Below are 21,677 nucleotides of genomic sequence, written 5' to 3'. Positions count from 1 at the left end.
GGGCAGATGAGCGGAGATTACGACGACGTGCCGCCGGACAACACGTTGGCGCCCAGCGAGTCGTTGGATTCCGACGAGGTGCGCAACGACGACGGCGACACCGTGGTCGATCCGCCCGACCGATGGATCCCGCCGCACGAGGACCACACCCTCGACGAGAAACTCGCGGCCGAAGAGCCCGACCTGCCGCCACGCGGCGCCGCGCAACCGGACCGCCCCACCCGTCGACACCGCGGTCAGGTCGACGGTGCGCCCGAGGACGGCGACTCGTTCTACACGGTGGTCGACGACGGCGGCGACAAGGCCTACTGAGCGCAGGCGGTGCCGGTGTCGGTGGTGGTGTCCCGCAGGGTGACCCGGAACTGCATCACCCGGTACGGCCAGCCACGCTTGGTGTTCCAGTGGGAGACAATCAATCCCACTCCACCGACGCGGTCCAGCCGGGAGCCGGGCAACAGATATCCGCCGTAGAGTTGAGCCACCCGGCAATCGACGTGGCTCTCTGCGGACCAGCTGCAGCCCGAGATCGGCTGCTGGACCGGTGCTTCGGCCAGCGGCGACGTCGGCGCCGCCAGCACCCGGTACCCGAGGGCGTATCCGGAGGCGAGGAATCCGCCGAGGACCCATTGCCCGGTGGCCAGCCGGCGCATCGACAACTCTCCCCAGCGCTCCCCGGCCGGTGTCAGCACGGTCGCCCGCGGCCCCCAGGACCATCGGCCGCGGCTGCGGCCCCAGGCCTGATACTTCGATGCGTCGCCGATATGGGCGGGCTGCACCCGGCGCAGGATGATGCCCTTGTCGCGTTGAAATCCCGTCGACGCCACGTACACCCAACCGTCCTCCGGGTTGTGGTCCCAGGTCCACAGCTGGGCGTGACCGTCGTGCAGATCGGCGGGGAACTTCGCCGTCTCGCCCAGGTGTTCCCAGGTGATCCCGTCGTCGGCGGAGGACCAGATTTCGGTCCAGATGACATGGGGGAAGCCACGATTGACGATCACGTGCAGATAGATCTTGTCCTCGACGCGGAGCAGATCCGAGGGCAGCACCGTGCTGATGCCGCCGCGCGCCCAGTGCGGGCCGTGGTCGTGGATGTAGAAGCGCAACTGCCGCGCGTAGTCGGGGTCCGGCCCGCCGGCGCGCTCCCAGGCGATCGGGGTGGTCGCGTCGCCGGCACCGATCAGGATCACCGGGGAGCGCCAGTCGCCGGTGCCGACCTTGCGTCCGGCGAAGGTGTCGCCGAAGACAGCGACGAGTTTCCCGTCGTCGGCGCGCACCACCGCACCCAAATCGGTGGCCGTCACCCCCCAACGGTCGGTGATGCCGGGGCCGGTCAGGTCGGCGATCTTGCCGTCGGAGCGGGCCCCGGGCGCCAGCGCCGCCTGCGCGAATTCGTCGCGGCCGCGCAGCACCGACAACGCGCCCGACAGCCAGCTCACGGCGTCAGCGTCACCTTGACGCATTCGGAGGACCGGGCCGCGACGGCGGCATAGCCCGCCGCGGCGTCGTCGAGCGCCATGGAGTGGGTGAAGATGCCCGCGGTGTTCAGGCGGCCGGACTGGATCAGCGGGATCAGCTCGGGCCAGGTCTGCTGTACCGGGGCGGTGGTGCTGCGCAGAGTGATGCTGCGCAGCAGGCACATCGTGGCCGGATACGGGAAAGTGGTCAGGTCGTGGACGCCGATCACGGACACAGTTCCGCCCGGTCGCACCAACGACAACGCCGCGGTCATCGTGGCGTCGCTGCCCACGGCGTCGATCACCGACGCGGCGCCGCGCCCCCGGGTGGCCTCCATGACGGCATCGAGCGCCGGCGGGGCCACCGGCGTCGCGCCGCTGAGCGCGGCGCGGTCCCGGCGGCCCTCCACCGGATCGACCGCGAACACCGTGCCCGCGCCCTGTGCGATCGCGCTGCGCACCGCGCACAGTCCGACCGCGCCGAGACCCAGCACCACCACGGGGCCGCCCGGGGGGATGTCGGCGCGCCGGGCGCCGGCCCAGCCGGTGGCCAGATTGTCGGTCAGCAGCAGGGCTTCCTCGGTATCGAGGCCCTCGGGAATCCTGAGCAGCTGAAAGTCGGCGGCGGGAACGGCCAGGAGGTCCGACTGCGCGCCGCCCAGCCCGCCGGTGCCGAAGATCTGCGGCCCGGACAGGCAGTTGATCGGGTCGCGGGTGGCGCAACCGATGCAGGCGCCGCAGCCCGCGACCGAGGACACCAGCACCAGATCGCCGACCTCGACGGTGCGCACGTCGGGGCCCTTCTCCACCACGGTGCCGATGGCTTCGTGGCCCAGCGCCACCGGTTCGACCAGCGGATAATCACCCTCGTAGAAATGCAGATCCGAACCGCAGATGGCGGTGGAGTTGACTTCGATGACGGCGCCGTCGGGGCCGGGCAGAGGCGGGTCGGGGCGGGTGTCGATACGGATTTGACCGGGGGCGTCGATCACTACGGTGCGCATCACCCTCCTTGGTATCCCGCGCTTCTTCGGGGGTCAAGCAAATTGAGGCCGGCCGAAGCAGTTTGCGATGGCACCGCGGTTCTCCATAGAATATTTTCTATTGAGATGGGAGGTGGCGGCATGGTGCTGTCGGCAGAAGAGCAGTCGTTGGTGGACACGGTGCACGACTTCGTCGAGAAGCAGGTGAAACCGGTGGCGCGCGAGCTCGAGCACGCCAACACCTATCCCGAGGAACTCATCGAGACGATGAAGGAGATCGGGATCTTCGGACTGGCGATCCCGGAGCCGTATGGGGTCGGGCAGGTGTCGATGCCCTGCTACGTCACGGTGACCGAGGAACTGGCCCGGGGCTGGATGAGCCTGGCGGGCGCCATGGGCGGGCACACCGTGGTCTCGAAGTTGATCACCATGTTCGGCACCGAGGAGCAAAAGCAGCGGTACCTGCCCCGAATGGCCACCGGCGAGCTGCGCACCACGATGGCGCTCACCGAACCCGGCGGCGGTTCGGACCTGCAGGCCATGCGGACGGTGGCTCGCCGGGACGGTGACGAGTACGTCATCAACGGCAGCAAGACCTGGATCACCAACGCCCGGCGGGCCGGGCTGGTCGCGCTGCTGTGCAAGACCGATCCGACCGCCGAGCCGGCCCATCGTGGCGTCTCGATCCTGTTGGTCGAGAAGGTGCCCGGCTTTGCCGTGTCCAAGGATCTGCCCAAGCTCGGCTACAAGGGCGTCGAGAGCTGCGAGCTCAACTTCACCGACTGCCGGGTGCCCGCCGACGCCCTGCTCGGCGCGGCCGAGGGCAGCGGCTTCGCCCAGATGATGAAGGGCCTGGAGGTGGGCCGGCTGCAGGTCGCGGCGCGGGCGACCGGGGTCGCGCGGGCCGCGTTCGAGGACTCGCTGCGTTACGCCCAGGAGCGCGAGAGCTTCGGCAAGCCCATCTGGCAGCACCAGTCGGTGGGCAACATGCTCGCCGACATGGGCACCAAACTGTCGGCGGCCCGGGCGCTGTTGCTCACCGCCGCAGCGAAATTCGATTCCGGCGCGCGCGTCGACATGGAGGCCGGGATGGCCAAGCTGTTCGCCTCGGAAGTGGGGATGGAGATCGCCCTGGACGCGGTGCGGGTGCACGGCGGGTACGGCTATTCCACCGAGTACGACGTCGAGCGGTACTTCCGGGACGCGCCGCTGATGATCGTCGGCGAAGGAACCAACGAAATTCAGCGCGGGGTGATCGCCAAGCAGCTCGTCAAGAGGGGCGGGTTGGACCTCTGACGTTGCCCGATATCCCTGCCGGGCAGAGGTTTCGAGCGAGAGTACCTAGCCGAGCGTTCCGCTGGCCGCGAGGTGGTCGGCCAGCAACGCCCCGGCGTTGCGGATGTGGCGGGCCATCGCTTCGCGGGCGGCCTCCTGGTCGCCGGCGCGGAGGTGCTCGATGATGGCGCGGTGGTCCTGCGCGGAGGCCTCGGGCCACCCCTCGACCGCGGCGAAGAACTTCCGCGGGGCATACGGAAGCGTGGTCTTGATCAGCCAACGGATCTTGCGGGAGCCCGCCAGCCGATAGATGGTCGCGTGGAACTGGTGGTTGAGCCGCTCCACGGCTTCGTAATCCTCTTCCGCGGCGGCCCTTTCGAGGTCGGTCTGGATGGCCTCGAGTTCGTTCACCACCTCCGGGGTGATGATCCGGGCGGCACGCGCGGTGAGCTCGCCCCCGAGCAGCGCCTGGGCGTCGTAGATGTCGCGGATGTCCTCGCTGGACAGCGCGGTAACGGAGAAGCCACGTCGGGGTTCGATGGTGAGAAACCCCTCGGTCTGCAGCAGCAGCAGACCTTCCCGGGCCGGAGTGGCGCTGATCCCGAGTTCCTCGGCGACGGTTTCGGGACGGATGAACTCGCCGGCCCGCAGCTGGCCGGCCACGATGAGCTCACGCACGTGTGCGGCTGCGAGGTCGCTGAGCCGCATCAGCGGCCTGCGTTTTCGGTCAGCGGCGGGATTCACCCATCAAATATAGACAATTTTCTGTATTCGGCAGACCCGTCGCCGCGCCCGCTACTCGTCGGCGGCCTGCAGCACCACCAGCGCGCGGCCCTCGACGATCACGACGCTGCCCGCGGCCATGGTGACCTCGCCGTGCCCGTTCTCGGGGACGGCGGTGTGGGTGACGACCCGCCATTGCGCACCGAGTTCGGTGGGCGGCAGCGTGAATTCGATCGGTTCGTGGTGGGCGTTGAAGCACAGCACGAAGGAGTCGTCGGTGATCCGTTGGCCACGCGGGTCCATCCCCGGGATGCCCAGGCCGTTGAGGTACACCGCGATCGACTTGCCGAAGCCGGAGTCCCAGTCCTCCTCCGTCATCTCCGAACCGTCGGGCTGGAACCAGGAGATGTCCCGTAGGCCGGTCGATTCCCGTCGTCGCACCGGTCGGCCGGTGAAGAAACGCCGCCGGCGGAACACCGGATGGTCGGCGCGCAGCGCGGACACCTTACGTGCGAACTCCAGCAGGCCCTCGTCGGCGTTCTCCCAGTCCACCCAGGTGATCTCGTTGTCCTGGCAGTACCCGTTGTTGTTGCCCTGCTGGGTGCGGCCCAACTCGTCGCCGTGGCTGATCATCGGCACGCCCTGCGACAGCAGCAGCGTGGTCAGGAAGTTGCGCTGCTGCCGGGCCCGCAGTTCGACGACATCCGGGTCGTCGGTGGGGCCCTCCACCCCGCAGTTCCAGGAGCGGTTGTGCGACTCCCCGTCGTTGTTGTCCTCGCCGTTGGCCTCGTTGTGTTTCTCGTTGTAGGACACCAGATCCCGCAGCGTGAACCCGTCGTGGGCGGTGACGAAGTTGATGGAGGCCACCGGCCGGCGGGCGGTGTGCTCGTAGAGGTCGGCCGACCCGGTCAGGCGCGAGGCGAACTCGCCGAGGCTGGCCGACTCACCGCGCCAGAAGTCGCGCACCGTGTCGCGGTACTTGCCGTTCCACTCGGTCCACTGCGGTGGGAAGTTGCCCACCTGATAGCCGCCGGGACCGAGGTCCCACGGCTCGGCGATCAGCTTGGTCTGGCTGACCGTCGGATCCTGTTGTACCAGTTCGAAGAACGTGCTCAGCCGGTCCACGTCGTAGAACTCGCGGGCCAGAGTGGCGGCCAGGTCGAAGCGGAACCCGTCGACGTGCATCTCGGTCACCCAGTATCGCAGCGAATCCATGATGAGCTGCAGCGAATGCGGGTGACCGACGTTGAGGCTGTTTCCGGTGCCGGTGTAGTCGGTGTAATAACGCTTGTCGTTGTCCTCCAGGCGGTAGTACGCGGCATTGTCGATGCCCCGCATCGACAAGGTGGGACCGAGGTGATTGCCCTCGGCGGTGTGGTTGTAGACCACGTCGAGGATGACCTCGATGCCCGCTTCGTGCAGGGCCCGTACCATCACCTTGAATTCCTGCACCTGCCCGCCCGGGGTGGTGCTCGAGGTGTACTTGGAGTCCGGGGCGAAGAACCCGATCGTGTTGTAACCCCAGTAGTTGGTCAGGCCCTTGTCGATCAGCGTCGAGTCATTGGCGAAGTGGTGCACGGGCATCAGTTCGACCGCGGTGACCCCCAGCGACTGCAGGTGCTCGATGATCGCCGGATGCGCGATGCCCGCATAGGTGCCGCGGGCCTGCTCGGGGATCTCCGGGTGGGTCTGCGTCAGGCCCTTGACGTGCGTCTCGTAGATGACGGTGTCGGCGTATTCGTGCTTGGGCGGGCGGTCGGTGCCCCAGTCGAAGTACGGGTTGATCACCACCGACTTCGGCATGCTGGCCGCCGAGTCCTCGTCGTTGCGGCTGTCGGGATCGCCGAAGTTGTAGCCGAACAGCGACTGATCCCAATCGAAGTTGCCGTCGATCGCCTTCGAATAGGGGTCGAGGAGCAGCTTGTTGGGGTTGCAGCGGTGGCCGTTGGCCGGGTCGTGCGGTCCGTGCACGCGGTAGCCGTACCGCTGGCCGGGCTCGACTCCGGGGAGGAAGCCGTGCCAGACGAACCCGTCGACCTCGGGCATCTTGATGCGCGTCTCGGTCCCGTCCGCGTCGAACAGGCACAGGTCGACCTGCTCGGCGACCTCGCTGAACAGCGCGAAGTTTGTGCCAGACCCGTCGTAGGCGGCACCCAGTGGATAGGCCTTTCCCGGCCACACCTCGATATTCGACGCCGGGGTTGAACTCGTCACCTCGTGCTTCACCCACTTCTGCAGTTTTCGATGCGCGCGGTGCGCAGGGGAACAACGTAGCGAGTTCCCAACTGTGTCGCGCAGTACACCGCCGATCGCCGGGTCGGAACTCCGCCGGGCCCGGCTGAGAAAAGAATGAGGAAATCGCCACCGGCCCGGAACTGGGCTAGCCTTGGTGAAGGTTGAGTGCACAGCCGCCCGGAACCGTCAGCATCTTCGAGGTGACGCGCAGGCCGAATTCCTGCCCCACCCTCGGTGCTTCTCAACATGACGTAATCCGTAGTACGAATTTCGTCTACTGACGGGGCACACGATGTCTGTAACAGCTAATTTCCACACCGACGAACCGGTGGTATACCGGTCCGTACGGTTGAGCCAGCGATGGATGGACGACTCCATCGCGGCGGTACATGCGCACGGCGAGATCGACGCCGCCAATGCCGACCGTTTCTGCGACTACGTCCTGGGTCTGGCCCCGGACTGCCAACACCTGATGGTGGACCTGTCCGAGTTGACATTTCTTGGCACAGAGGGGTTTTCCGCGTTGCGGCGGATCCGGTCCGAGTTGGTCGACACCAGCTGGGTCGTGGTGTCGAGCCCGGCGGTCGCGCGCATCCTGCGGGTCTGTGACCGCGCCGGCGAGTTCACCGTCGCTGGTTCGGTCGAGGCGGCGCTGGCGCTGCTGCGCGACGAGCCTGGCCGACACCTCGTCAGCTGCTGAGCACCCTTGCGCCAGCGCGACGGCGTCACCTGCGGTCCCGCCGTGGCAATCATGGCGGCGACGCTGTTGGACCCGGATTGCGCGGCGCTGCTGGCGGACCCGGACTGGTTTGCGGCCGAACAGGGTCGGCTACACCGCCGGCTCAACCGAGGCTGGCCGCGGGCCTTGGGCACCACCCCGATGGCGATGGCTGCGGCGCTGAGCGCCCACAGCGCCGTGCCCTACCGTTGGCGCCGGGCGCGCGCCCGGGACGCACTGCTGGACGTGCGTGAGGCGGTGCTGCTCGGGCTGCCGGTCGCGATGCTGGTGGGCAACGTGCTCCCACGACACTGGGTGCTGCTCACGCACTGGCATGCAGACGGATTCCGTTGTTACGAGCCGTCATCCGGGCACACCCGACAGGTGTCCGCCGACAGTATCCGGGGCGGCCGGTTGAGCGGTCTGGGTTTTGCGCGGCCGTGGGCGTTCGTGGTGCCTCGGCTCAGCGGCCGGTGACCAGGCCGACGCAGGCGTGCACGGCGGCCGCGGTGATGCCACGGATCTCCTCGCCGTCCTCCATGGTGTGCGCGGTCAGCTCACGCAACCCGCCGAGCAGGATCAACGCCGTCTGGCGCTGGACCGGTCCCAGGCCGGCCCGGGCGAAGCCGGGACCCGAGGTGATCTCGATGAGCAGGTCGATGAAGCGGTCCATGCCGCGGCGTTGCACCGGACGCACAGCGTCGCCGAGTGCGGGGAACTCCCGGATCCAGGTCAACGTCAGGGCCGGGTGTGCCTCGATGGCGGTGATGTAGGCATCGATGGCCTGCTCGATCTGGACGCGCCAGTCCGCCTCGGGATCCACCGCGGCGCGGATTCCGGCGACGGTCTGGGCGTTGTCGTCGTCGAGCAACTCCAGCAGGCAGTCGTCCTTGCTGGCGAAGTGCGCGTAGAACGTGCGCTTGGAGGTCTTGGCGTGCCGGACGATGTCGGCGACCGTCGTCTCGCGGTAACCGCGTTCATCGATGGAACCGGCCAGCCCCTCGAAGAGTCGGCGACGGAACGTTTCCCCACCGGGACTGTCCACCTCGGGGTGCGCGACGGTGCCCGTGGTCATGACGCGATTTTCCCCTAACCACCCTTGCGGCACTTGGTACTACCCGGTACCGTACTCCACATCATTGCGGTACGCAGCGGTACCGCCGCGGAGTTGGGAGGCCGTCGTGACCGAAACCACCGCTCGGCCGGTAGCGGCCGAGTCGATCAACCTGCCGCCCGCGCCGCGCCTGGTGCCCTCGCTGTTGCAGGGCGTCGGTTACGCGTTCTTCCGCCGGCAGGTCGTCAACGCGATGACCGCCCGGCACGGCGAGGCGTTCCGATTGCGCGTGCCGCTGTTCGGCAACATGGTCGTGGTGACCGACCCGGCACTGGCCAAGCAGGTATTCACCGCCAGCCCAGAGGATTTGGGCAACATTCAGCCGAACTTGAGTCGCGTCTTCGGGCCAGGGTCGGTGTTCGCGCTCGACGGGGCGGAACACCGCCGCCGCCGCAAGCTGCTGACGCCGCCCTTCCACGGCAAGGCCATGAAGAACTACGAAAAGATCGTCGAAGAGGAGACGCTGCGCGAGACCGCGTCGTGGCCGGAGGGCCGCGAGTTCGAGTCGCTCGAGCCGATGATGCGGATCACCCTGAACACCATCCTGCGGGCGGTCTTCGGTGCCGGCGGCGCCGAACTGGCCATGCTGCGCCGCATCATCCCGCCGTGGGTGACGCTGGGTTCGCGCGTCGCGGTGCTGCCGAACCCGTCGCGCGACTACGGGCGCTTCACCCCGTGGGGACGCCTGACCACCTACCGGCGGCAGTACGACGCGACCGTGCACGTCCTGATCGAGCAGGCCAAGGCCGATCCACGCTTCGACGAGCGCACCGACGTGTTGGCGCTGCTGCTGCGCAGCACGTACGAGGACGGCACGCCCATGTCGACCAGCGAGATCGCCGACGAATTGCTGACGTTGTTGGCGGCCGGCCATGAGACCACCGGCTCCACGCTGGCGTGGGCATTCGAGCGCATCTCCCGTCATCCGGCGGTGCTCGAGCGGCTGGTGGCCGAGGCCGCCACCGACGACAACGAGTATCGCCAGGCGGTCATCCTGGAGGTTCAGCGCAACCGCACCGTCATCGACTTCTCCGGTAGGCACGTCTACGCGCCGTCGATCGAACTGGGGCAGTGGCGAATTCCCCGCGGGTATTCGGTGACGGTGGCCATCGCGCAGGCGCACGCGAGTGTCGCCGAGTTCCCCGATCCGGAGCGGTTCGATCCCGAGCGGTTCGTCGGCCAGCGCCCCAACATGATCGCCTGGATCCCGTACGGCGGCGGCACTCGGCGCTGCGTCGGCGCGGCGTTCGCCAACATGGAGATGGACGTGGTGCTGCGAACCGTGTTGCGCCACTTCGTCATCGAGACCACCGATGCCCCCGGCGAGAAGTGGCATTCCCGCGGGGTCGCGTTCACGCCAAAAAAGGGCGGCCGGATCTCGGTACGCCGGCGCTAGGGGCGCGGAACCAGCGTGCGACCATCGTGGGCGTGACTGATGTGATCGTCGACGCGATGAACGAGCGGATGGATCAGACCATCCCGGCCGCCCACCGGATGGGTGTTCGAGTCGCCGAGGCCCGACGTGGCTTCGCCGCCGCGACCGTGCCGCTGGAGGGCAACGGCAACCACTTCGGCGTGATCTACGCCGGGGTGCAGTTCACCGTGGCCGAGATCCTCGGCGGCGTCATCGCCTTGACGACCTTCGACGCGGAGAACTACTTCCCGTTGGTCAAGAACGTCGACATCAAGTTCGTCGGGATGGCGTCCAGCGACCTGCGGGCCGAGGCCACCATGGACGACGAGACGATCGCGCGGGTCGCGGCGGAAGCCGAGCAGAACGGGAAGGCCGACTACGTGCTGGACGCCGTCGTCACCGACGCAACCGGCAAGGTGGTGGCCACCACCCACGGCCTGTATCAGCTACGCGCGCACAACACCTAAGCCGCGGCGGAGGTGTCTGCGACATCGCTGCTGTGGGACTACCGTGATGAGGCCCGCCTGACCCCTCTCGGCGCGCCCTGAGGGCCACGACCTCGCGGGGTGCTCAGGCCTCGACTTCGCTGTGGTCGCCGCTCCAGAGGGTGTGGAACCGCTTGTCGCGGTCGGCGTCGGTGCGGCCGTAGGTGTGCGCGCCGAACAGGTCGCGCAGGCCCTGGGTCAACGCGGCCGGCAGTCGCTCGGTGCGCAGTCCGTCGTAGTAGGACAGTGCGGAGCTGAAGCCGGGGATCGGGATGCCCAGCGTGGTGGCGGTGCCCACGACGCGCCGCCAGCTGTCCACCGATTCCTCGATGGCGCTGCGGAAGTACGGCGCGGCGATCAGCGTCGGCAGGTTCGGCTCGGCGTCGAAGGCGTCCTTGATGCGGTTGAGGAACTTCGCCCGGATGATGCAGCCGCCGCGCCAGATGGTGGCCAGATCGCCGGGGGTGATGTTCCAGCCGTACTCGGCGCTGCCGGCCTGGATTTGATTGAAGCCCTGCGCGTAGGCGATGATCTTGGAGGCATAGAGTGCGCGGCGGACATCTTCGGTGAATTGCTGTGCGTCGTTGGGCTTTTCGCCGAGGTTGCCGGCGGCCAGGCCGGTGGTGGCCTGACGCTGGGCCACCGAGCCGGACAGGGCGCGGGCGAATACCGCCTCGGCGATCCCGGTGACCGGCACCCCGAGGTCGAGCGCGGACTTGACCGTCCAGCGTCCGGTGCCCTTCTGCTCGGCCTCGTCGAGGATCACGTCGACCAGCGGTTGCCCGGTCTTGGCGTCGATCTGCTTGAGCACCTCGGCGGTGATCTCGACCAGGAAGCTGTCGAGGTCCCCGGAGTTCCACTCGGTGAACACGTCGGCGATCTGCGGGGCGCTCATGCCCAGGCCGTCGCGCAGCAGCTGGTAGGCCTCGCCGATGAGCTGCATGTCGGAGTATTCGATGCCGTTGTGCACCATTTTGACGAAGTGCCCGGCGCCGTCGGGGCCGATGTGCGTGCAGCACGGCACCCCGTCGACGTGGGCGGAGATCTCCTCGAGCAGTGGGCCCAGCGACTTGTAGGACTCGGCGGGGCCGCCGGGCATGATCGAGGGCCCGTTGAGTGCGCCCTCCTCGCCGCCGGAGATGCCGGCGCCCACGAAGTGCAGGCCGCGCTCGGCCATCGCCTTCTCGCGCCGGATGGTGTCGGTGTAGAGCGCGTTGCCGCCGTCGATGATGATGTCGCCTTCCTCCATCGCATCGGCGAGCTCGTTGATCACGGCGTCGGTGGCGTCGCCGGCCTTGACCATGATCAGCACCCGCCGCGGCCGCTCGAGGGCGGCGAGGAACTCGGCGATGGTCTCGCTGCGGACGAACTTGCCCTCCGAGCCGTGCTCGGCCAACAGCGCGTCGGTCTTGGCGACCGACCGGTTGTGCAGCGCCACCGTGTAGCCGTGCCGGGCGAAGTTGCGCGCGATGTTCGAACCCATGACCGCGAGGCCGGTGACCCCGATCTGCGCGGTGCCGGTGGTGCCGGGAATGGACGATTTGCTCATGCAGAACTCCTTTGTGCTGTGGCTATCAATTGAAAACAGCCATCCTGCTGTTGCTGTCGGGAAGATGGTTCAGAGCAAACGGGAATCCTGGAAATCCACCGGCAGCAGGAGCGGCATCGCCAGTCCACTTCTCGCAGCAATCGGTTCGTTCTGGCTCGACAAGTTCCACGAAACGCCGCTGATCAGACAATGCGGCCGCGCTCCGCGCGGTAGCGGCGCACCAGGGCGTCGGTGGACGAGTCGCTCTGTTGCTCGGGTGGGGTGTCCGCGGTGAGTACGGGCAGTAGCGCCTTGGCCTGAGTCTTGCCGAGTTCCACACCCCACTGGTCGAACGAGTCGATGCCCCAGATGACGCCCTGGGTGAAGACTTGGTGTTCGTAGAGCGCGATCAACTGACCGATCACCGAAGGGTTTAGCTTGGTGGCCAGGATCGAGGTGGTGGGGCGATTGCCCGGCATCACCTTGTGCGGGACGGCGGCGGCGGCCGTACCTTCGTCGGCGATCTTCTCGGCGGTCTTGCCGAACGCCAGCACCTGGGTCTGGGCGAAGAAGTTGCTCATCAACAGGTCGTGCATGGACCCGCTGCCGTCGGCGGTCGGCAGGTCGTCGGTGGGTTGGGAGAACCCAATGAAATCTGCGGGGATCAACCGGGTGCCCTGGTGCAACAACTGGTAAAAAGCGTGCTGGCCGTTGGTTCCCGGTTCGCCCCAATAGATTTCGCCGGTGTCGGTGGTGACCGGGGTGCCGTCCGCGCGCACCGACTTGCCATTGGACTCCATCGTGAGCTGCTGGAGGTAGGTCGCGAACCGGGACAGATCGTTGGAGTAGGGGAGCACCGCTCGGGACTGGGCACCGAAGAAGTTGTTGTACCAGACGCCGATGAGGCCGAGCAGGACCGGCGCGTTCGCGGTCAGCGGGGCGGTGCGGAAGTGCTCGTCGACCAGATGGAACCCGGCCAGAAACTCGGCGAACCGTTCCTTGCCGATCACCGCCATCACGCTCAGGCCGATGGCGCTGTCCACGGAGTAGCGCCCGCCCACCCAGTCCCAGAAGCCGAACATGTTGGTGGTGTCGATGCCGAACTCCTCGACCAGCTTCTTGTTGGTGGAGACCGCGACGAAATGCTTGGACACCGCGTCGTTGCCGAGCGCCTCGGTCAGCCAGCGCCGCGCGGCGGTGGCGTTGGTCAGCGTCTCCAGGGTGGTGAACGTTTTGGAGGCGATGACGAAAAGCGTTGTCGCCGGGTCCAGTCCATGCAATTTGGCGACCAGATCGGCGGGGTCGACGTTGGACACGAAGCGGGCCGAGATGCCGGCGTCGGCGTAGTGGCGCAATGCGTCGTACACCATCGCCGGGCCCAGGTCGGATCCGCCGATCCCGATGTTGACCACCGTGGTGATGCGCGCGCCCGTCGCCCCGGTCCACTGCCCAGAGCGTAACTGGTCGGTGAACGCGCCCATCGCGTCGAGCATCTCGTGCACGTCGGCGACGATGTTCTGGCCGTCCACCTCTAAGGTCGCGCCCCGGGGCAACCGCAGCGCGGTGTGTAGTACCGCGCGGTCCTCGGAGGTGTTGATGTGTTCGCCGGCGAACATCGCCGCACGACGGCCCTCCAGGTCCGCGGCAACGGCCAGACCGGTCAGCAGATCCAGGGTTTCGCGAGTGACCCGGTGTTTGCTGTAGTCGATGTACAGATCGCCGACAGTCAACGTGAGTTCGATGCCGCGGTCCGGGTCCTCGGCAAATATCTCAGCCAAATGCTTGTCTCGAACTTGTTCGTGGTGGCGAGCAATCGCACTCCACGCTGGCGTAGCCGAAATGACCGCGATATCCGATCCTGTCACCACGACCAACCTTTCCCTTGGCTATGTATTCAAAAACTCTGTGCGGCATACATTCTCGCCGCTCTTGCCAGCGATTGTTCTCTGATGGCCTTCGCCGAACGAGCCCCAAACCCACCACCGCAAAAGGTCCGAAGGCCGTCGTTGCAACCCATGACGGCATCGTGGTGGCAAGAGCGCGGTGTCAGCCCAGTTTCCGTAGCCGTGGTTCCAGGTCGCGCTTGAACAACTCCAGGAACCGGCGCTGATCATGACCCGGCGCGTGGAACACCAGATGGTTCAGACCCCAGCCCACATAATCGACGACCTTGGCCACCGCCTCATCGGGATCCGAGGCAACGATCCACCGCTTGGCCACCTGCTCGATCGGCAACGCATCCGCGGCCTTTTCCATCTCGATCGGATCATCGATGGAATGTTTCTGCTCCGCAGTGAGCGATAACGGCGCCCAGAACCGGGTGTTCTCCAACGCCAGCTCTGGATCCGTGTCATAGGAAATCTTGATCTCGATCATCCGATCCACATCATCAGGATTCTTGCCCGCAGCCTGCGCGCCCTCACGCATCGCCGGCATCAGCTTCTCCTTGTAGAGCTCCTCGCCCTTGCCCGAGGTGCAGATGAACCCGTCCCCGGCCCGCCCCGCGTACTTGGCCATTTGCGGCCCGCCCGCAGCGATGTAGATCGGGATACCGCCGGCGGGCACGTCGTAGATCGACGCACCCTTGGTCCTGTAATACTCGCCCTCGAAGTCCACCCGGTCCCCGAGCCACAACTCCCGCATCAACCGGACCGCCTCGCGCAACCGGGCGTAGCGCTCCTTGAACTCCGGCCAGTCCCCCTTGTACCCGGTGGCGATCTCGTTGAGCGCCTCACCGGTACCGATACCCAGGAAGATCCGGTCGGGGTACAGACACCCCATCGTGGCGAAGGCCTGGGCGATCACCGCTGGGTTGTACCGAAACGTCGGCGTCAAGACCGACGTGCCCAACTGCAATCGCTTCGTGCGCTCGCCTACCGCGGCCATCCACGCCAACGAGAATGGCGCATGTCCCCCCTCATGGCGCCACGGCTGGAAGTGATCGCTGACGGTCGCACTGTCCATGCCGTGCGCCTCGGCCTCCACAGCAAGTTCGACGAGCTCGCGCGGGGCGAACTGCTCCGCCGACGCCTTGTACCCCAGTCTCAGCTCAGCCACTGAATCCTCCTGCGTTCCCGTGACTGCTGTCTTAGCGATGTCAGAAGTGACGCAATGCCCGAAGCGAAACGTGCTGTTTCGTCGCCCGCCAATGTCGATTGCATGCTTCCTCCGAGGTTGAGCCCAACGGTTGCGTGTCCGAACTGCCGCTCTCCGCGTCCCCGGGATGCAAACGCGCGAATTCGTGCAATTGAGCGCGATAGTAGGCATACTTGGACGGCGCAGGCAACCTCGCAGCGCCTGAAGGGGCCAGGACGATCCGTTTGGTCGGGTGTTGGCTGCCCCTGACCAACGCAGTGGACCTGCGCTCTCTACCGGAAACGCCGGACCACTCGCGCCGAACTGCGCCAGGCCATCGTGTCGTGGACCGAGGGGACCGACCACCGCCGGCGCCGGCAACGCGCCCTAGGCAGGCTCAACCCGATAGAGTTCGAACTGCGCCACCCGCAGGCCGCAACCGTGGCCCTGAAAAACCCCGTGGGTCAACTCATGGAGCAGCCCCAAGCGGCTTGTGGTTATCGTCCTCGGCTGTGCACCATGAGGTCGTTCCCCTGGGCTATTCGCAGGCGGTAACCGTACTGGGTCCGGTTTCCCCGGAGTCAACTCTTGAGATGGTCACCGGGTACAGCTGAGTGTCATCGTCTGACAGCCCCTTATCGGTGATTATCAAGTCGATTTCGTCGAACGCGGCGACCTTCGCCAACGCTCGTTGGCCGAACTTGGAGCTGTCGGCTACCAGCACTGTCGTCTCGGCTGCGGCCACCATGGCCCGTTTCACGGGTACTACAGCGGTGTTCGCGTTCGTAACTCCTGCTCGTGGCTCTACGGCGTCGGCCCCCAGAAACGCAATGTCGGCTGTGTAGTCGTCGAAGAAGCGGACTGCCCTTTCTCCGACGAGAGTGAAGACTGATTCCAGGAGTTCGCCGCCGGTCACCAACAGCCGAATCCTGGGCACTGTGGCGACGAATTTGCAGATTCTGAGATCGTTGGCAATCACAGTCACCCCCTTGCGGTGCTGGATGGCCTCGGCAATTTCGTACGTGGTCGATCCGCTATCGAGAATGACCGTGTCGCCGTCTCGCACGTACTTGGCGGCGGTCAGGGCAATGGCGCGCTTCTGTCGGCGGTTCGCGGCCTCCTTCAGCGCGTACGGCAATTGCACTACGGCCGCCGAAACGGGTCGCGCTCCACCATGAGTGCGACGCACCTGTCCCGTTCGTGCGAGTGCGTCGAGGTCCCTGCGGACAGTGGAGATGTCGACACCCAGATCGTCGGCCAACGCTTTGGCTTCGACGTAGCCTTCGGTGTTGACTCGGAGCAGAATTTCGTGCTGCCGCGATTCAGACGTCACCTATCGACCCTTCCGTCCGTTCAATCTGCGCGACCTTAGTCTCCTCACCGCCTACCCGCTGGCTCTCACGACCGCGCAAATCCACGCTCTTCTTCAATTGAGGCGATGTCATGCGCGGTTGTGCGCGATAACGCGCGTTGACGGCGACGCGGGTGGGTAGAAGCCGCGTCCGTAATACGCGTGAATCTGCGGCGTATCGGCCGAGACCGCCCCGCTCGTGGGGTGTCCAGGACCTCGACGCGCGCCGCCAGACCCAGATCGACTAGACCGCAGAGCGTTTGGGGAGCTTCCAGCCCGGGCGCGGATAGTGGCAGGTGTACCCGTTGGGGATGCGCTCCAGGTAGTCCTGATGCTCGGGCTCGGCCTCCCAGAAATCACTCGCCGGGGTCACCTCGGTGACCACCTTGCCCGGCCACAGGCCCGAGGCGTCCACATCGGCGATCGTGTCCTCGGCGATCTGCTTCTGTTCGTCGTCGAGATAGAAGATGGCCGAGCGGTAGCTGGTGCCGACGTCGTTGCCCTGCCGATCCTTGGTGCTCGGATCGTGGATCTGGAAGAAGAACTCGAGGATGTCCCGGTAGCTGGTCCGGGCCGGGTCGAAATCGATCTCGATGGCCTCGGCGTGGCCGGGGTGATTGCGGTAGGTCGGATGGTCGTTCTGGCCCCCGGTGTAGCCGACGCGGGTGGACACGACCCCGGGCTGCTTGCGAATCAGATCCTGCATCCCCCAGAAGCAGCCTCCGGCCAGGATCGCCTTCTGATACTCCGCCATGCGTGCGTCCTTCCTAGGTCATCGAGCTGGATCATCTTCCATTGTGCGCGCTCCCGCTACCGTGGACCCATGCGCGTCATCACCGCAGCGGTCGCACTGCTGCTCGCACTGTGCACCGCCCCGACGGCCGTGGGGGAGGAGACCACGCCCGCGCCGACGCCTGTCCCGCAGGAAACCGTGGCGCCGGGGCGGGACGGGATCGTGCCGGTGCCGACGACCGCCCCGGAGGAGACCGTGCCGGTCCCGGAGGCCCCCGAGGGGCTGACGGGCGAGCCGTTCGTCGACAACTCGTCGCTGCTCGACCTGCGGCCGATGCCCATCGAGTTCTGGACCCGCTCGGATCGCGACGACGCGATCACCGTGTTCTTCACCGGCGGAGTGCCGCAGTGTCACGGCGTGCACGCCGCGGTCTACGAAACGCCGGAAGCGGTCACCGTGGACCTGCTCGGTGGCACACCCCCGGAAGCCGTCGGCATGGCCTGCATCGAGATCGCCGTCGTCGGCACCCTCGAGGTGCCGCTGCAAGCCCCGCTCGGCGACCGCGCCGTGCTCACGACCAGGCTCGACAAACCACACTAGAACGTGTTCTAGTCGGGGTGTGACACGCCCAACATTCTCCCGCGACGAGTTGGTCGCGGCGTTCGAGACGTTCGAGCAGACGGTTGCCCGCGCCGCCGAGACCAAGGACTGGGACGTCTGGGTCGAGCACTACACCGAAGACGTCCACTACATCGAGCACGCCGCCGGGACCATGCACGGCCGCGAACAGGTGCGCACTTGGATCCGCCGCACCATGTCGGTGTTCCCGGGCAGCTACATGACCTCGTTCCCGGCGCGCTGGACCGTGATCGACGAACCGACCGCCCGGGTGATCTGCGAGCTCGACAACCCGATGCGCGATCCCGGCGACGGCACCATCATCAGCGCCACCAACATTTCGATCGTCACTTACGCGGGCGACGGGAAATGGTGCCGGCAGGAAGACGTCTACAACCCGCTGCGGTTCCAGCGGGCCGCGCTCAAATGGTGCCGCAAGGCCGAAGAACTGGGCACCCTCGACGACGAGGCCGCCGCCTGGTACGCCAAGCAGCAGGCCGGGACCACGCCATGACCGCGCCCAAGCTGGTGATCGGCGGCAACGGCTTCCTGGGCTCGCACGTGGTGCGGCACCTGGTCGATGAGGCGACGGACGCCGAGATCCGCGTGACGGTGCGCGCCACGGCCAACACCGCCGGAATCGATGACCTGGACGTCACCCGCTTCGTCGGCGACATCTTCGACCTCGACGTGATCCGCGCGGCGATGACGGGATGCGACGTCGTCTACTACTGCGTGGTGGACGCGCGGGCCTGGCTGCGTGACCCGTCGCCGCTGTTCCGCACCAACGTCGACGGCCTGCGCGGGGTGCTCGAGGTGGCCGCCGAGTTCGCCGCTGCGGGGACGCTCAAGAAGTTCGTGTTCACCAGCAGCTACTCGACGGTGGGACGGAAGAAGGGGCGCGTCGCCACCGAAGACGACCTGATCGACCGGCGCAAGCTCACCGCCTACGTCCGCTCCCGGGTACAGGCCGAGGACCTGGTGCTGCAGTACGCCCGCGACCGGGGCGTGCCGGCGGTGGCGATGTGTGTGTCGACCACTTACGGGGGCCGTGACCACGGGATGACACCGCAGGGGGCCGTGGTCGCCGGCACGGTGTTCGAGAAGCTGCCGTTCGTTCTCGACAAGATCGCGCTGGAGGCCGTCGGCGTCGAGGACGCCGCACGCGCCATGGTGTTGGCCGCCGACCGGGGCCGGCCCGGACAGCGCTACCTGATCTCCGAGCGGATGATCAGCAACCGCGAGGTGATCCGGATTGCGGCCGACGAGGCGGGGGTGTCCGCTCCGCGCCGCGCGATACCGGTGCCGCTGTTGTACGCGATGGGGGCGATGGGCTCGGTGCGGGCCCGGCTGACCGGTACCGACCAGCAGTTGACGCTGGAGTCGGTGCGGCTGATGCGCGCCGAGGCCGAGGTCGACTGCGCCAAGGCCCGCCGCGAGCTGGACTGGACGCCGCGGCCCGTCGAGGAGTCGATCCGGGCGGCGGCGCGCTTCTGGGCCCAGATGCGCTCGGCCCGCCGCCAGGCGCGCGCCGCGAGCTGAGTCGTTGGCGGGCCCATTCGGGAAACGCGTACAGCAACGAACTTTCGGCGGTCAGGCCGCGGGTGTTGAATCTCCTCATGACCGAGCGCCACGTCCTTGAGCCCACCGCCGAGCATCCGATCACCATCACGCCCACCGCCGGGCGAGTGGTGGTGCGGGTCGACGGCGCCATCGTCGCCGACAGTTGCGCTGCGCTGACCCTGCAGGAATCGACCTATCCCGCGGTGCAGTACATCCCCCTGCGCGACGTCGACGGGCAACGCTTACGCCACTCCCAGACCACCACCTACTGCCCGTACAAGGGCGAAGCGGGCTACTACAGCGTCGCCGGGGCGCGGGTGGTCGTCGACGACGCGCTCTGGTGCTACGAACGGCCCTATCCGGCGGTCGCGGCCATCGCCGGACACGTCGCGTTCTACCCGGACAAGGCCGACATCAGCGTCACCCCGGATTAGCGCCGAACACCTTCTCGAACAGCCGGGTGTCGCAGTACTCCCGCAGCGAGGTGATCAGGCCGTGGCGCATGTCGAAGATGAACACGACGGGGCTGTCGTAGCGGTCACCGGCGGGGTTGGCACCCTCCGACCGTGCCTCGATGACCACGCTCTCGCTCTCGTTGAGGCAGCGCACCAGGTCGAAGTGCAGCACCATCTGTTGGCGCGCCCGCTCGGTGATCTCGCGCAGTTCGGTCTTGGTCAGGGTGCGGCCGATGGCGTTGTTCCAGTAGGTGAAGTCGTCGCTGAGCAACGCGAACCCCTCGTCGAGGTCGCCGTCGTCGCTCAGGGTCTGCAGGAACATCCACGCCTGCTCGGCCTGGGGGTCGTCGAACGGCGTCATCACGCCGCTCATCCTGTCCGCTGCCGGTGGTGTCGTCAACGGTGGCTAACCTGGCCGACATCGACACCGACGGTCTGACGCGCGTCGTCACTTTCCCGGGACCCGTGAGCCCGGCCGCGACGCTGGCCCCGCAGCGGCGGGGGCCGGCGGACCCGACCTACCAGGTCGGTGCCGACGGGGCGATCTGGCGGACCACCCTGTTGGCCACGGGGCCGGTGACCGTGCGCCTGGAGCGCGCCGGGCCCTCGGCGGTGGGGGCGCGCGCCTGGGGCGCCGGTGCCGCGGAGTTCCTCGAGGCGCTGCCCGCCTATCTCGGCGCCGACGACGACTGGTCGGATTTCCGCCCGGCGCATCCGGTGGTGGCCCGTGCCGCCCGGCAGGCGCCGCACCTGCGACTGGGGCGCACCGACCGGGTACTCGAAGCCCTGATCCCGGCGGTGATCGAGCAGCGGGTGCCCGGCGTCGATGCGTTCAAGGCCTGGCGCACGTTGGTCGGCAAGTACGGCACCGCCGCGCCCGGCCCGGCCCCGGAGCGCATGCGGGTGTTCCCGGCGGCCGAGGTGTGGCAGCGCATCCCGTCGTGGGAGTTCCACCGCGCCAACGTCGATCCCGGCCGGGCCCGCACCGTCGTCGCCTGCGCCCGGCGGGCCGCGGCGCTCGAACGGCTGGTGGCCCGGCCCGCCGCCGCGGCCCGCGCGGCGCTGACCAGCCTGCCCGGCGTCGGGGTGTGGACCGCGGCGGAGGTCGCCCAGCGCGCCTTCGGCGATGCCGACGCGTTGTCGGTCGGCGACTACCACATCTCGAAGATGATCGGCTGGACGCTGCTCGGACACCCGGTGGACGACGACGAGATGGTCACGCTGCTGGAACCGATGCGCCCACACCGCCATCGGGTGGTGCGCCTGCTGCAGGTCAGTGGACTGGCCTACGAGCCGCGCCGTGGCGCGCGGTTGCCGGTGCAGAACATTCGCGACCTCTAGGTGGTTGACATCGCGGCGACCCGGGTATGCCGTGACTCGACATCTTGAAGGAGGAACGATGCCCAGCCACTACACCGTCCCGGGCCTGACCGACAAGCAGGCCGCGCAGATCGCCGAGGTGTTGCAGCGCAAGTTGAGCACCTACAACGACCTACACCTGACGCTGAAGCACGTGCACTGGAATGTGGTGGGCCCGAACTTCATCGGCGTGCACGAGATGATCGACCCGCAGGTGATGCTGGTCCGCGGATACGCCGACGAGGTCGCCGAGCGCATCGCGACCCTGGGCTACTCCCCGGAGGGCACCCCGGGCGCCATCTGCCGCGATCGGGATTGGGACGACTACTCGGTGGGCCGTGACACGGTGCAGGCCCATCTGGCCGCGCTGGACCTGGTCTACACAGGCGTGATCGAGGATGTCCGCAAGGGCATCGCCGACGTCGAGGATCTCGACCCGGTCACCGAGGACATCTTGATCGGGCACGCCGCCGAACTCGAGAAGTTCCAGTGGTTCGTCCGCGCGCACCTGGAGAACTCCGGCGGCGAGTTGCCGCACACCGGCAAGCGCACCGAGAAGGGCGCCGCCAGCAAGGCGCGCTCCAGCAAGTAGCG

23 protein-coding genes and 1 pseudogene are annotated in these 21,677 nt (G+C 67.3%); 13 read left to right on the top strand and 11 right to left on the bottom strand.

All coding sequences use genetic code 11. From position 1 onward, the window contains the following. Positions 1–6: 6 nt before the first annotated feature. Entirely contained in the window at positions 7–312 is a 306-nt protein-coding gene (locus R2K23_RS21925; protein ID WP_316512578.1) for a hypothetical protein, read from the top strand. On the opposite strand, the gene R2K23_RS21920 is transcribed toward R2K23_RS21925, so the two are convergent. Continuing rightward, a complete protein-coding gene (locus tag R2K23_RS21920; RefSeq protein WP_316517482.1) occupies positions 306–1,373 on the bottom strand; it encodes a DUF4185 domain-containing protein in 1,068 nt (355 codons plus the stop codon). The genes R2K23_RS21925 and R2K23_RS21920 overlap by 7 nt on opposite strands. A gap of 59 nt (positions 1,374–1,432) precedes the next feature. Continuing rightward, complete coding sequence (locus tag R2K23_RS21915; protein WP_316512577.1) at positions 1,433–2,458, bottom strand: zinc-binding dehydrogenase; 1,026 nt, start codon at positions 2,456–2,458, stop codon at positions 1,433–1,435. Between the two features lie 120 nt (positions 2,459–2,578). On the opposite strand from R2K23_RS21915, the gene R2K23_RS21910 reads away from it, so the two are divergent. Then, the gene (locus tag R2K23_RS21910) at positions 2,579–3,733 is read left to right on the top strand and encodes an acyl-CoA dehydrogenase family protein (protein ID WP_316512575.1); all 1,155 of its coding nucleotides are present in this window, start codon (positions 2,579–2,581) and stop codon (positions 3,731–3,733) included. A gap of 45 nt (positions 3,734–3,778) precedes the next feature. On the opposite strand, the gene R2K23_RS21905 is transcribed toward R2K23_RS21910, so the two are convergent. Beyond that, positions 3,779–4,420, bottom strand: a complete 642-nt coding sequence (locus R2K23_RS21905; RefSeq protein ID WP_316517480.1) for a GntR family transcriptional regulator — start codon at positions 4,418–4,420, stop codon at positions 3,779–3,781. A gap of 87 nt (positions 4,421–4,507) precedes the next feature. Next, positions 4,508–6,649, bottom strand: coding sequence for a glycogen debranching protein GlgX (gene glgX / locus R2K23_RS21900; protein WP_316512574.1), 2,142 nt, complete (start codon positions 6,647–6,649; stop codon positions 4,508–4,510). 385 nt (positions 6,650–7,034) lie between these two features. On the opposite strand from glgX, the gene R2K23_RS21895 reads away from it, so the two are divergent. Both R2K23_RS21895 and R2K23_RS21890 read left to right on the top strand, forming a co-directional pair. Further along, positions 7,035–7,370 (top strand): STAS domain-containing protein, encoded by a 336-nt coding sequence (locus tag R2K23_RS21895; protein WP_316512572.1) that lies wholly within the window; start codon positions 7,035–7,037, stop codon positions 7,368–7,370. Between the two features lie 51 nt (positions 7,371–7,421). Continuing rightward, positions 7,422–7,865, top strand: a complete 444-nt coding sequence (locus R2K23_RS21890) for a hypothetical protein (protein ID WP_316517478.1) — start codon at positions 7,422–7,424, stop codon at positions 7,863–7,865. Here R2K23_RS21890 and R2K23_RS21885 read toward each other — a convergent pair. After that, a complete protein-coding gene (locus R2K23_RS21885) occupies positions 7,852–8,463 on the bottom strand; it encodes a TetR/AcrR family transcriptional regulator (RefSeq protein WP_316512571.1) in 612 nt (203 codons plus the stop codon). The genes R2K23_RS21890 and R2K23_RS21885 overlap by 14 nt on opposite strands. Before the next feature lie 106 nt (positions 8,464–8,569). Here R2K23_RS21885 and R2K23_RS21880 point away from each other — a divergent pair, with 106 nt between their 5' ends. Together R2K23_RS21880 and R2K23_RS21875 are read left to right on the top strand one after the other, a co-directional pair. Continuing rightward, positions 8,570–9,898, top strand: coding sequence for a cytochrome P450 (locus tag R2K23_RS21880; protein ID WP_316512569.1), 1,329 nt, complete (start codon positions 8,570–8,572; stop codon positions 9,896–9,898). A 32-nt stretch (positions 9,899–9,930) separates the two neighbouring features. Further along, positions 9,931–10,383 (top strand): PaaI family thioesterase, encoded by a 453-nt coding sequence (locus tag R2K23_RS21875; RefSeq protein WP_316512568.1) that lies wholly within the window; start codon positions 9,931–9,933, stop codon positions 10,381–10,383. Between the two features lie 103 nt (positions 10,384–10,486). On the opposite strand, the gene gndA is transcribed toward R2K23_RS21875, so the two are convergent. The 3 genes from gndA to fgd all read right to left on the bottom strand — a co-directional run bounded on the left by gndA (position 10,487) and on the right by fgd (position 14,986). Beyond that, complete coding sequence (gndA, locus tag R2K23_RS21870; RefSeq protein ID WP_316512567.1) at positions 10,487–11,950, bottom strand: NADP-dependent phosphogluconate dehydrogenase; 1,464 nt, start codon at positions 11,948–11,950, stop codon at positions 10,487–10,489. A 182-nt stretch (positions 11,951–12,132) separates the two neighbouring features. Further along, complete coding sequence (pgi, locus tag R2K23_RS21865; RefSeq protein ID WP_316512566.1) at positions 12,133–13,797, bottom strand: glucose-6-phosphate isomerase; 1,665 nt, start codon at positions 13,795–13,797, stop codon at positions 12,133–12,135. Positions 13,798–13,975: 178 nt separating this feature from the next. Next, a complete protein-coding gene (fgd, locus tag R2K23_RS21860) occupies positions 13,976–14,986 on the bottom strand; it encodes a glucose-6-phosphate dehydrogenase (coenzyme-F420) (protein ID WP_316512564.1) in 1,011 nt (336 codons plus the stop codon). Positions 14,987–15,295: 309 nt separating this feature from the next. On the opposite strand from fgd, the pseudogene R2K23_RS21855 reads away from it, so the two are divergent. Beyond that, positions 15,296–15,451 (top strand): annotated as a pseudogene (locus R2K23_RS21855) (IS3 family transposase); the annotation flags it as partial. A 91-nt stretch (positions 15,452–15,542) separates the two neighbouring features. Here the strand turns inward: R2K23_RS21855 and R2K23_RS21850 are convergent. Continuing rightward, the gene (locus tag R2K23_RS21850) at positions 15,543–16,337 is read right to left on the bottom strand and encodes a DeoR/GlpR family DNA-binding transcription regulator (RefSeq protein WP_316512562.1); all 795 of its coding nucleotides are present in this window, start codon (positions 16,335–16,337) and stop codon (positions 15,543–15,545) included. Positions 16,338–16,599: 262 nt separating this feature from the next. Beyond that, positions 16,600–17,109 (bottom strand): peptide-methionine (S)-S-oxide reductase MsrA, encoded by a 510-nt coding sequence (gene msrA / locus R2K23_RS21845; protein WP_316512560.1) that lies wholly within the window; start codon positions 17,107–17,109, stop codon positions 16,600–16,602. Positions 17,110–17,178: 69 nt separating this feature from the next. Between msrA and R2K23_RS21840 the strand changes: the two genes are divergently transcribed. The 4 genes from R2K23_RS21840 (at position 17,179) to R2K23_RS21825 (ending at position 19,703) form a co-directional block, all read left to right on the top strand. Further along, positions 17,179–17,688 (top strand): hypothetical protein, encoded by a 510-nt coding sequence (locus tag R2K23_RS21840; protein ID WP_316512558.1) that lies wholly within the window; start codon positions 17,179–17,181, stop codon positions 17,686–17,688. Between the two features lie 19 nt (positions 17,689–17,707). Beyond that, positions 17,708–18,220, top strand: coding sequence for a nuclear transport factor 2 family protein (locus R2K23_RS21835; RefSeq protein ID WP_316512557.1), 513 nt, complete (start codon positions 17,708–17,710; stop codon positions 18,218–18,220). Next, positions 18,217–19,248, top strand: coding sequence for an NAD-dependent epimerase/dehydratase family protein (locus R2K23_RS21830; RefSeq protein ID WP_316512554.1), 1,032 nt, complete (start codon positions 18,217–18,219; stop codon positions 19,246–19,248). The genes R2K23_RS21835 and R2K23_RS21830 overlap by 4 nt, the downstream gene beginning before the upstream one ends. Before the next feature lie 77 nt (positions 19,249–19,325). Beyond that, positions 19,326–19,703, top strand: a complete 378-nt coding sequence (locus R2K23_RS21825) for a DUF427 domain-containing protein (protein WP_316512552.1) — start codon at positions 19,326–19,328, stop codon at positions 19,701–19,703. Here the strand turns inward: R2K23_RS21825 and R2K23_RS21820 are convergent. Next, complete coding sequence (locus R2K23_RS21820) at positions 19,690–20,085, bottom strand: nuclear transport factor 2 family protein (RefSeq protein ID WP_316517477.1); 396 nt, start codon at positions 20,083–20,085, stop codon at positions 19,690–19,692. The two genes, R2K23_RS21825 and R2K23_RS21820, sit on opposite strands and share 14 nt — an antisense overlap. A 50-nt stretch (positions 20,086–20,135) precedes the next feature. Between R2K23_RS21820 and R2K23_RS21815 the strand changes: the two genes are divergently transcribed. Together R2K23_RS21815 and R2K23_RS21810 are read left to right on the top strand one after the other, a co-directional pair. After that, the gene (locus tag R2K23_RS21815) at positions 20,136–21,065 is read left to right on the top strand and encodes a DNA-3-methyladenine glycosylase family protein (protein WP_316517475.1); all 930 of its coding nucleotides are present in this window, start codon (positions 20,136–20,138) and stop codon (positions 21,063–21,065) included. Between the two features lie 58 nt (positions 21,066–21,123). Next, on the top strand, positions 21,124–21,675 hold the full coding sequence (locus R2K23_RS21810; RefSeq protein ID WP_316512551.1) for a Dps family protein: 552 nt from the start codon (positions 21,124–21,126) through the stop codon (positions 21,673–21,675). Positions 21,676–21,677: the final 2 nt, after the last annotated feature.

This window comes from Mycolicibacterium sp. MU0050, from assembly GCF_963378085.1.
GTDB classification, from domain to species: Bacteria; Actinomycetota; Actinomycetes; order Mycobacteriales; family Mycobacteriaceae; genus Mycobacterium; species Mycobacterium wendilense.
The sequence above is the reverse complement of the archived record's forward strand: the minus strand, read 5'-3'. Positions and strand labels throughout refer to the sequence as shown.

What these genes read in the sequence shown, in the direction of transcription:
- R2K23_RS21890 (WP_316517478.1), top strand. Translation starts at nt 7,422, where the DNA reads ATGGCGGCGACGCTGTTGGACCCGGATTGCGCGGCGCTGCTGGCGGAC.
- R2K23_RS21885 (WP_316512571.1), bottom strand. Translation starts at nt 8,463, where the DNA reads ATGACCACGGGCACCGTCGCGCACCCCGAGGTGGACAGTCCCGGTGGG.
- R2K23_RS21810 (WP_316512551.1), top strand. Translation starts at nt 21,124, where the DNA reads ATGCCCAGCCACTACACCGTCCCGGGCCTGACCGACAAGCAGGCCGCG.
- R2K23_RS21820 (WP_316517477.1), bottom strand. Translation starts at nt 20,085, where the DNA reads ATGACGCCGTTCGACGACCCCCAGGCCGAGCAGGCGTGGATGTTCCTG.
- R2K23_RS21830 (WP_316512554.1), top strand. Translation starts at nt 18,217, where the DNA reads ATGACCGCGCCCAAGCTGGTGATCGGCGGCAACGGCTTCCTGGGCTCG.
- R2K23_RS21905 (WP_316517480.1), bottom strand. Translation starts at nt 4,420, where the DNA reads ATGCGGCTCAGCGACCTCGCAGCCGCACACGTGCGTGAGCTCATCGTG.
- R2K23_RS21925 (WP_316512578.1), top strand. Translation starts at nt 7, where the DNA reads ATGAGCGGAGATTACGACGACGTGCCGCCGGACAACACGTTGGCGCCC.
- R2K23_RS21895 (WP_316512572.1), top strand. Translation starts at nt 7,035, where the DNA reads ATGGACGACTCCATCGCGGCGGTACATGCGCACGGCGAGATCGACGCC.
- R2K23_RS21915 (WP_316512577.1), bottom strand. Translation starts at nt 2,458, where the DNA reads ATGCGCACCGTAGTGATCGACGCCCCCGGTCAAATCCGTATCGACACC.
- R2K23_RS21840 (WP_316512558.1), top strand. Translation starts at nt 17,179, where the DNA reads ATGCGCGTCATCACCGCAGCGGTCGCACTGCTGCTCGCACTGTGCACC.
- R2K23_RS21825 (WP_316512552.1), top strand. Translation starts at nt 19,326, where the DNA reads ATGACCGAGCGCCACGTCCTTGAGCCCACCGCCGAGCATCCGATCACC.
- msrA (WP_316512560.1), bottom strand. Translation starts at nt 17,109, where the DNA reads ATGGCGGAGTATCAGAAGGCGATCCTGGCCGGAGGCTGCTTCTGGGGG.
- gndA (WP_316512567.1), bottom strand. Translation starts at nt 11,950, where the DNA reads ATGAGCAAATCGTCCATTCCCGGCACCACCGGCACCGCGCAGATCGGG.
- R2K23_RS21910 (WP_316512575.1), top strand. Translation starts at nt 2,579, where the DNA reads ATGGTGCTGTCGGCAGAAGAGCAGTCGTTGGTGGACACGGTGCACGAC.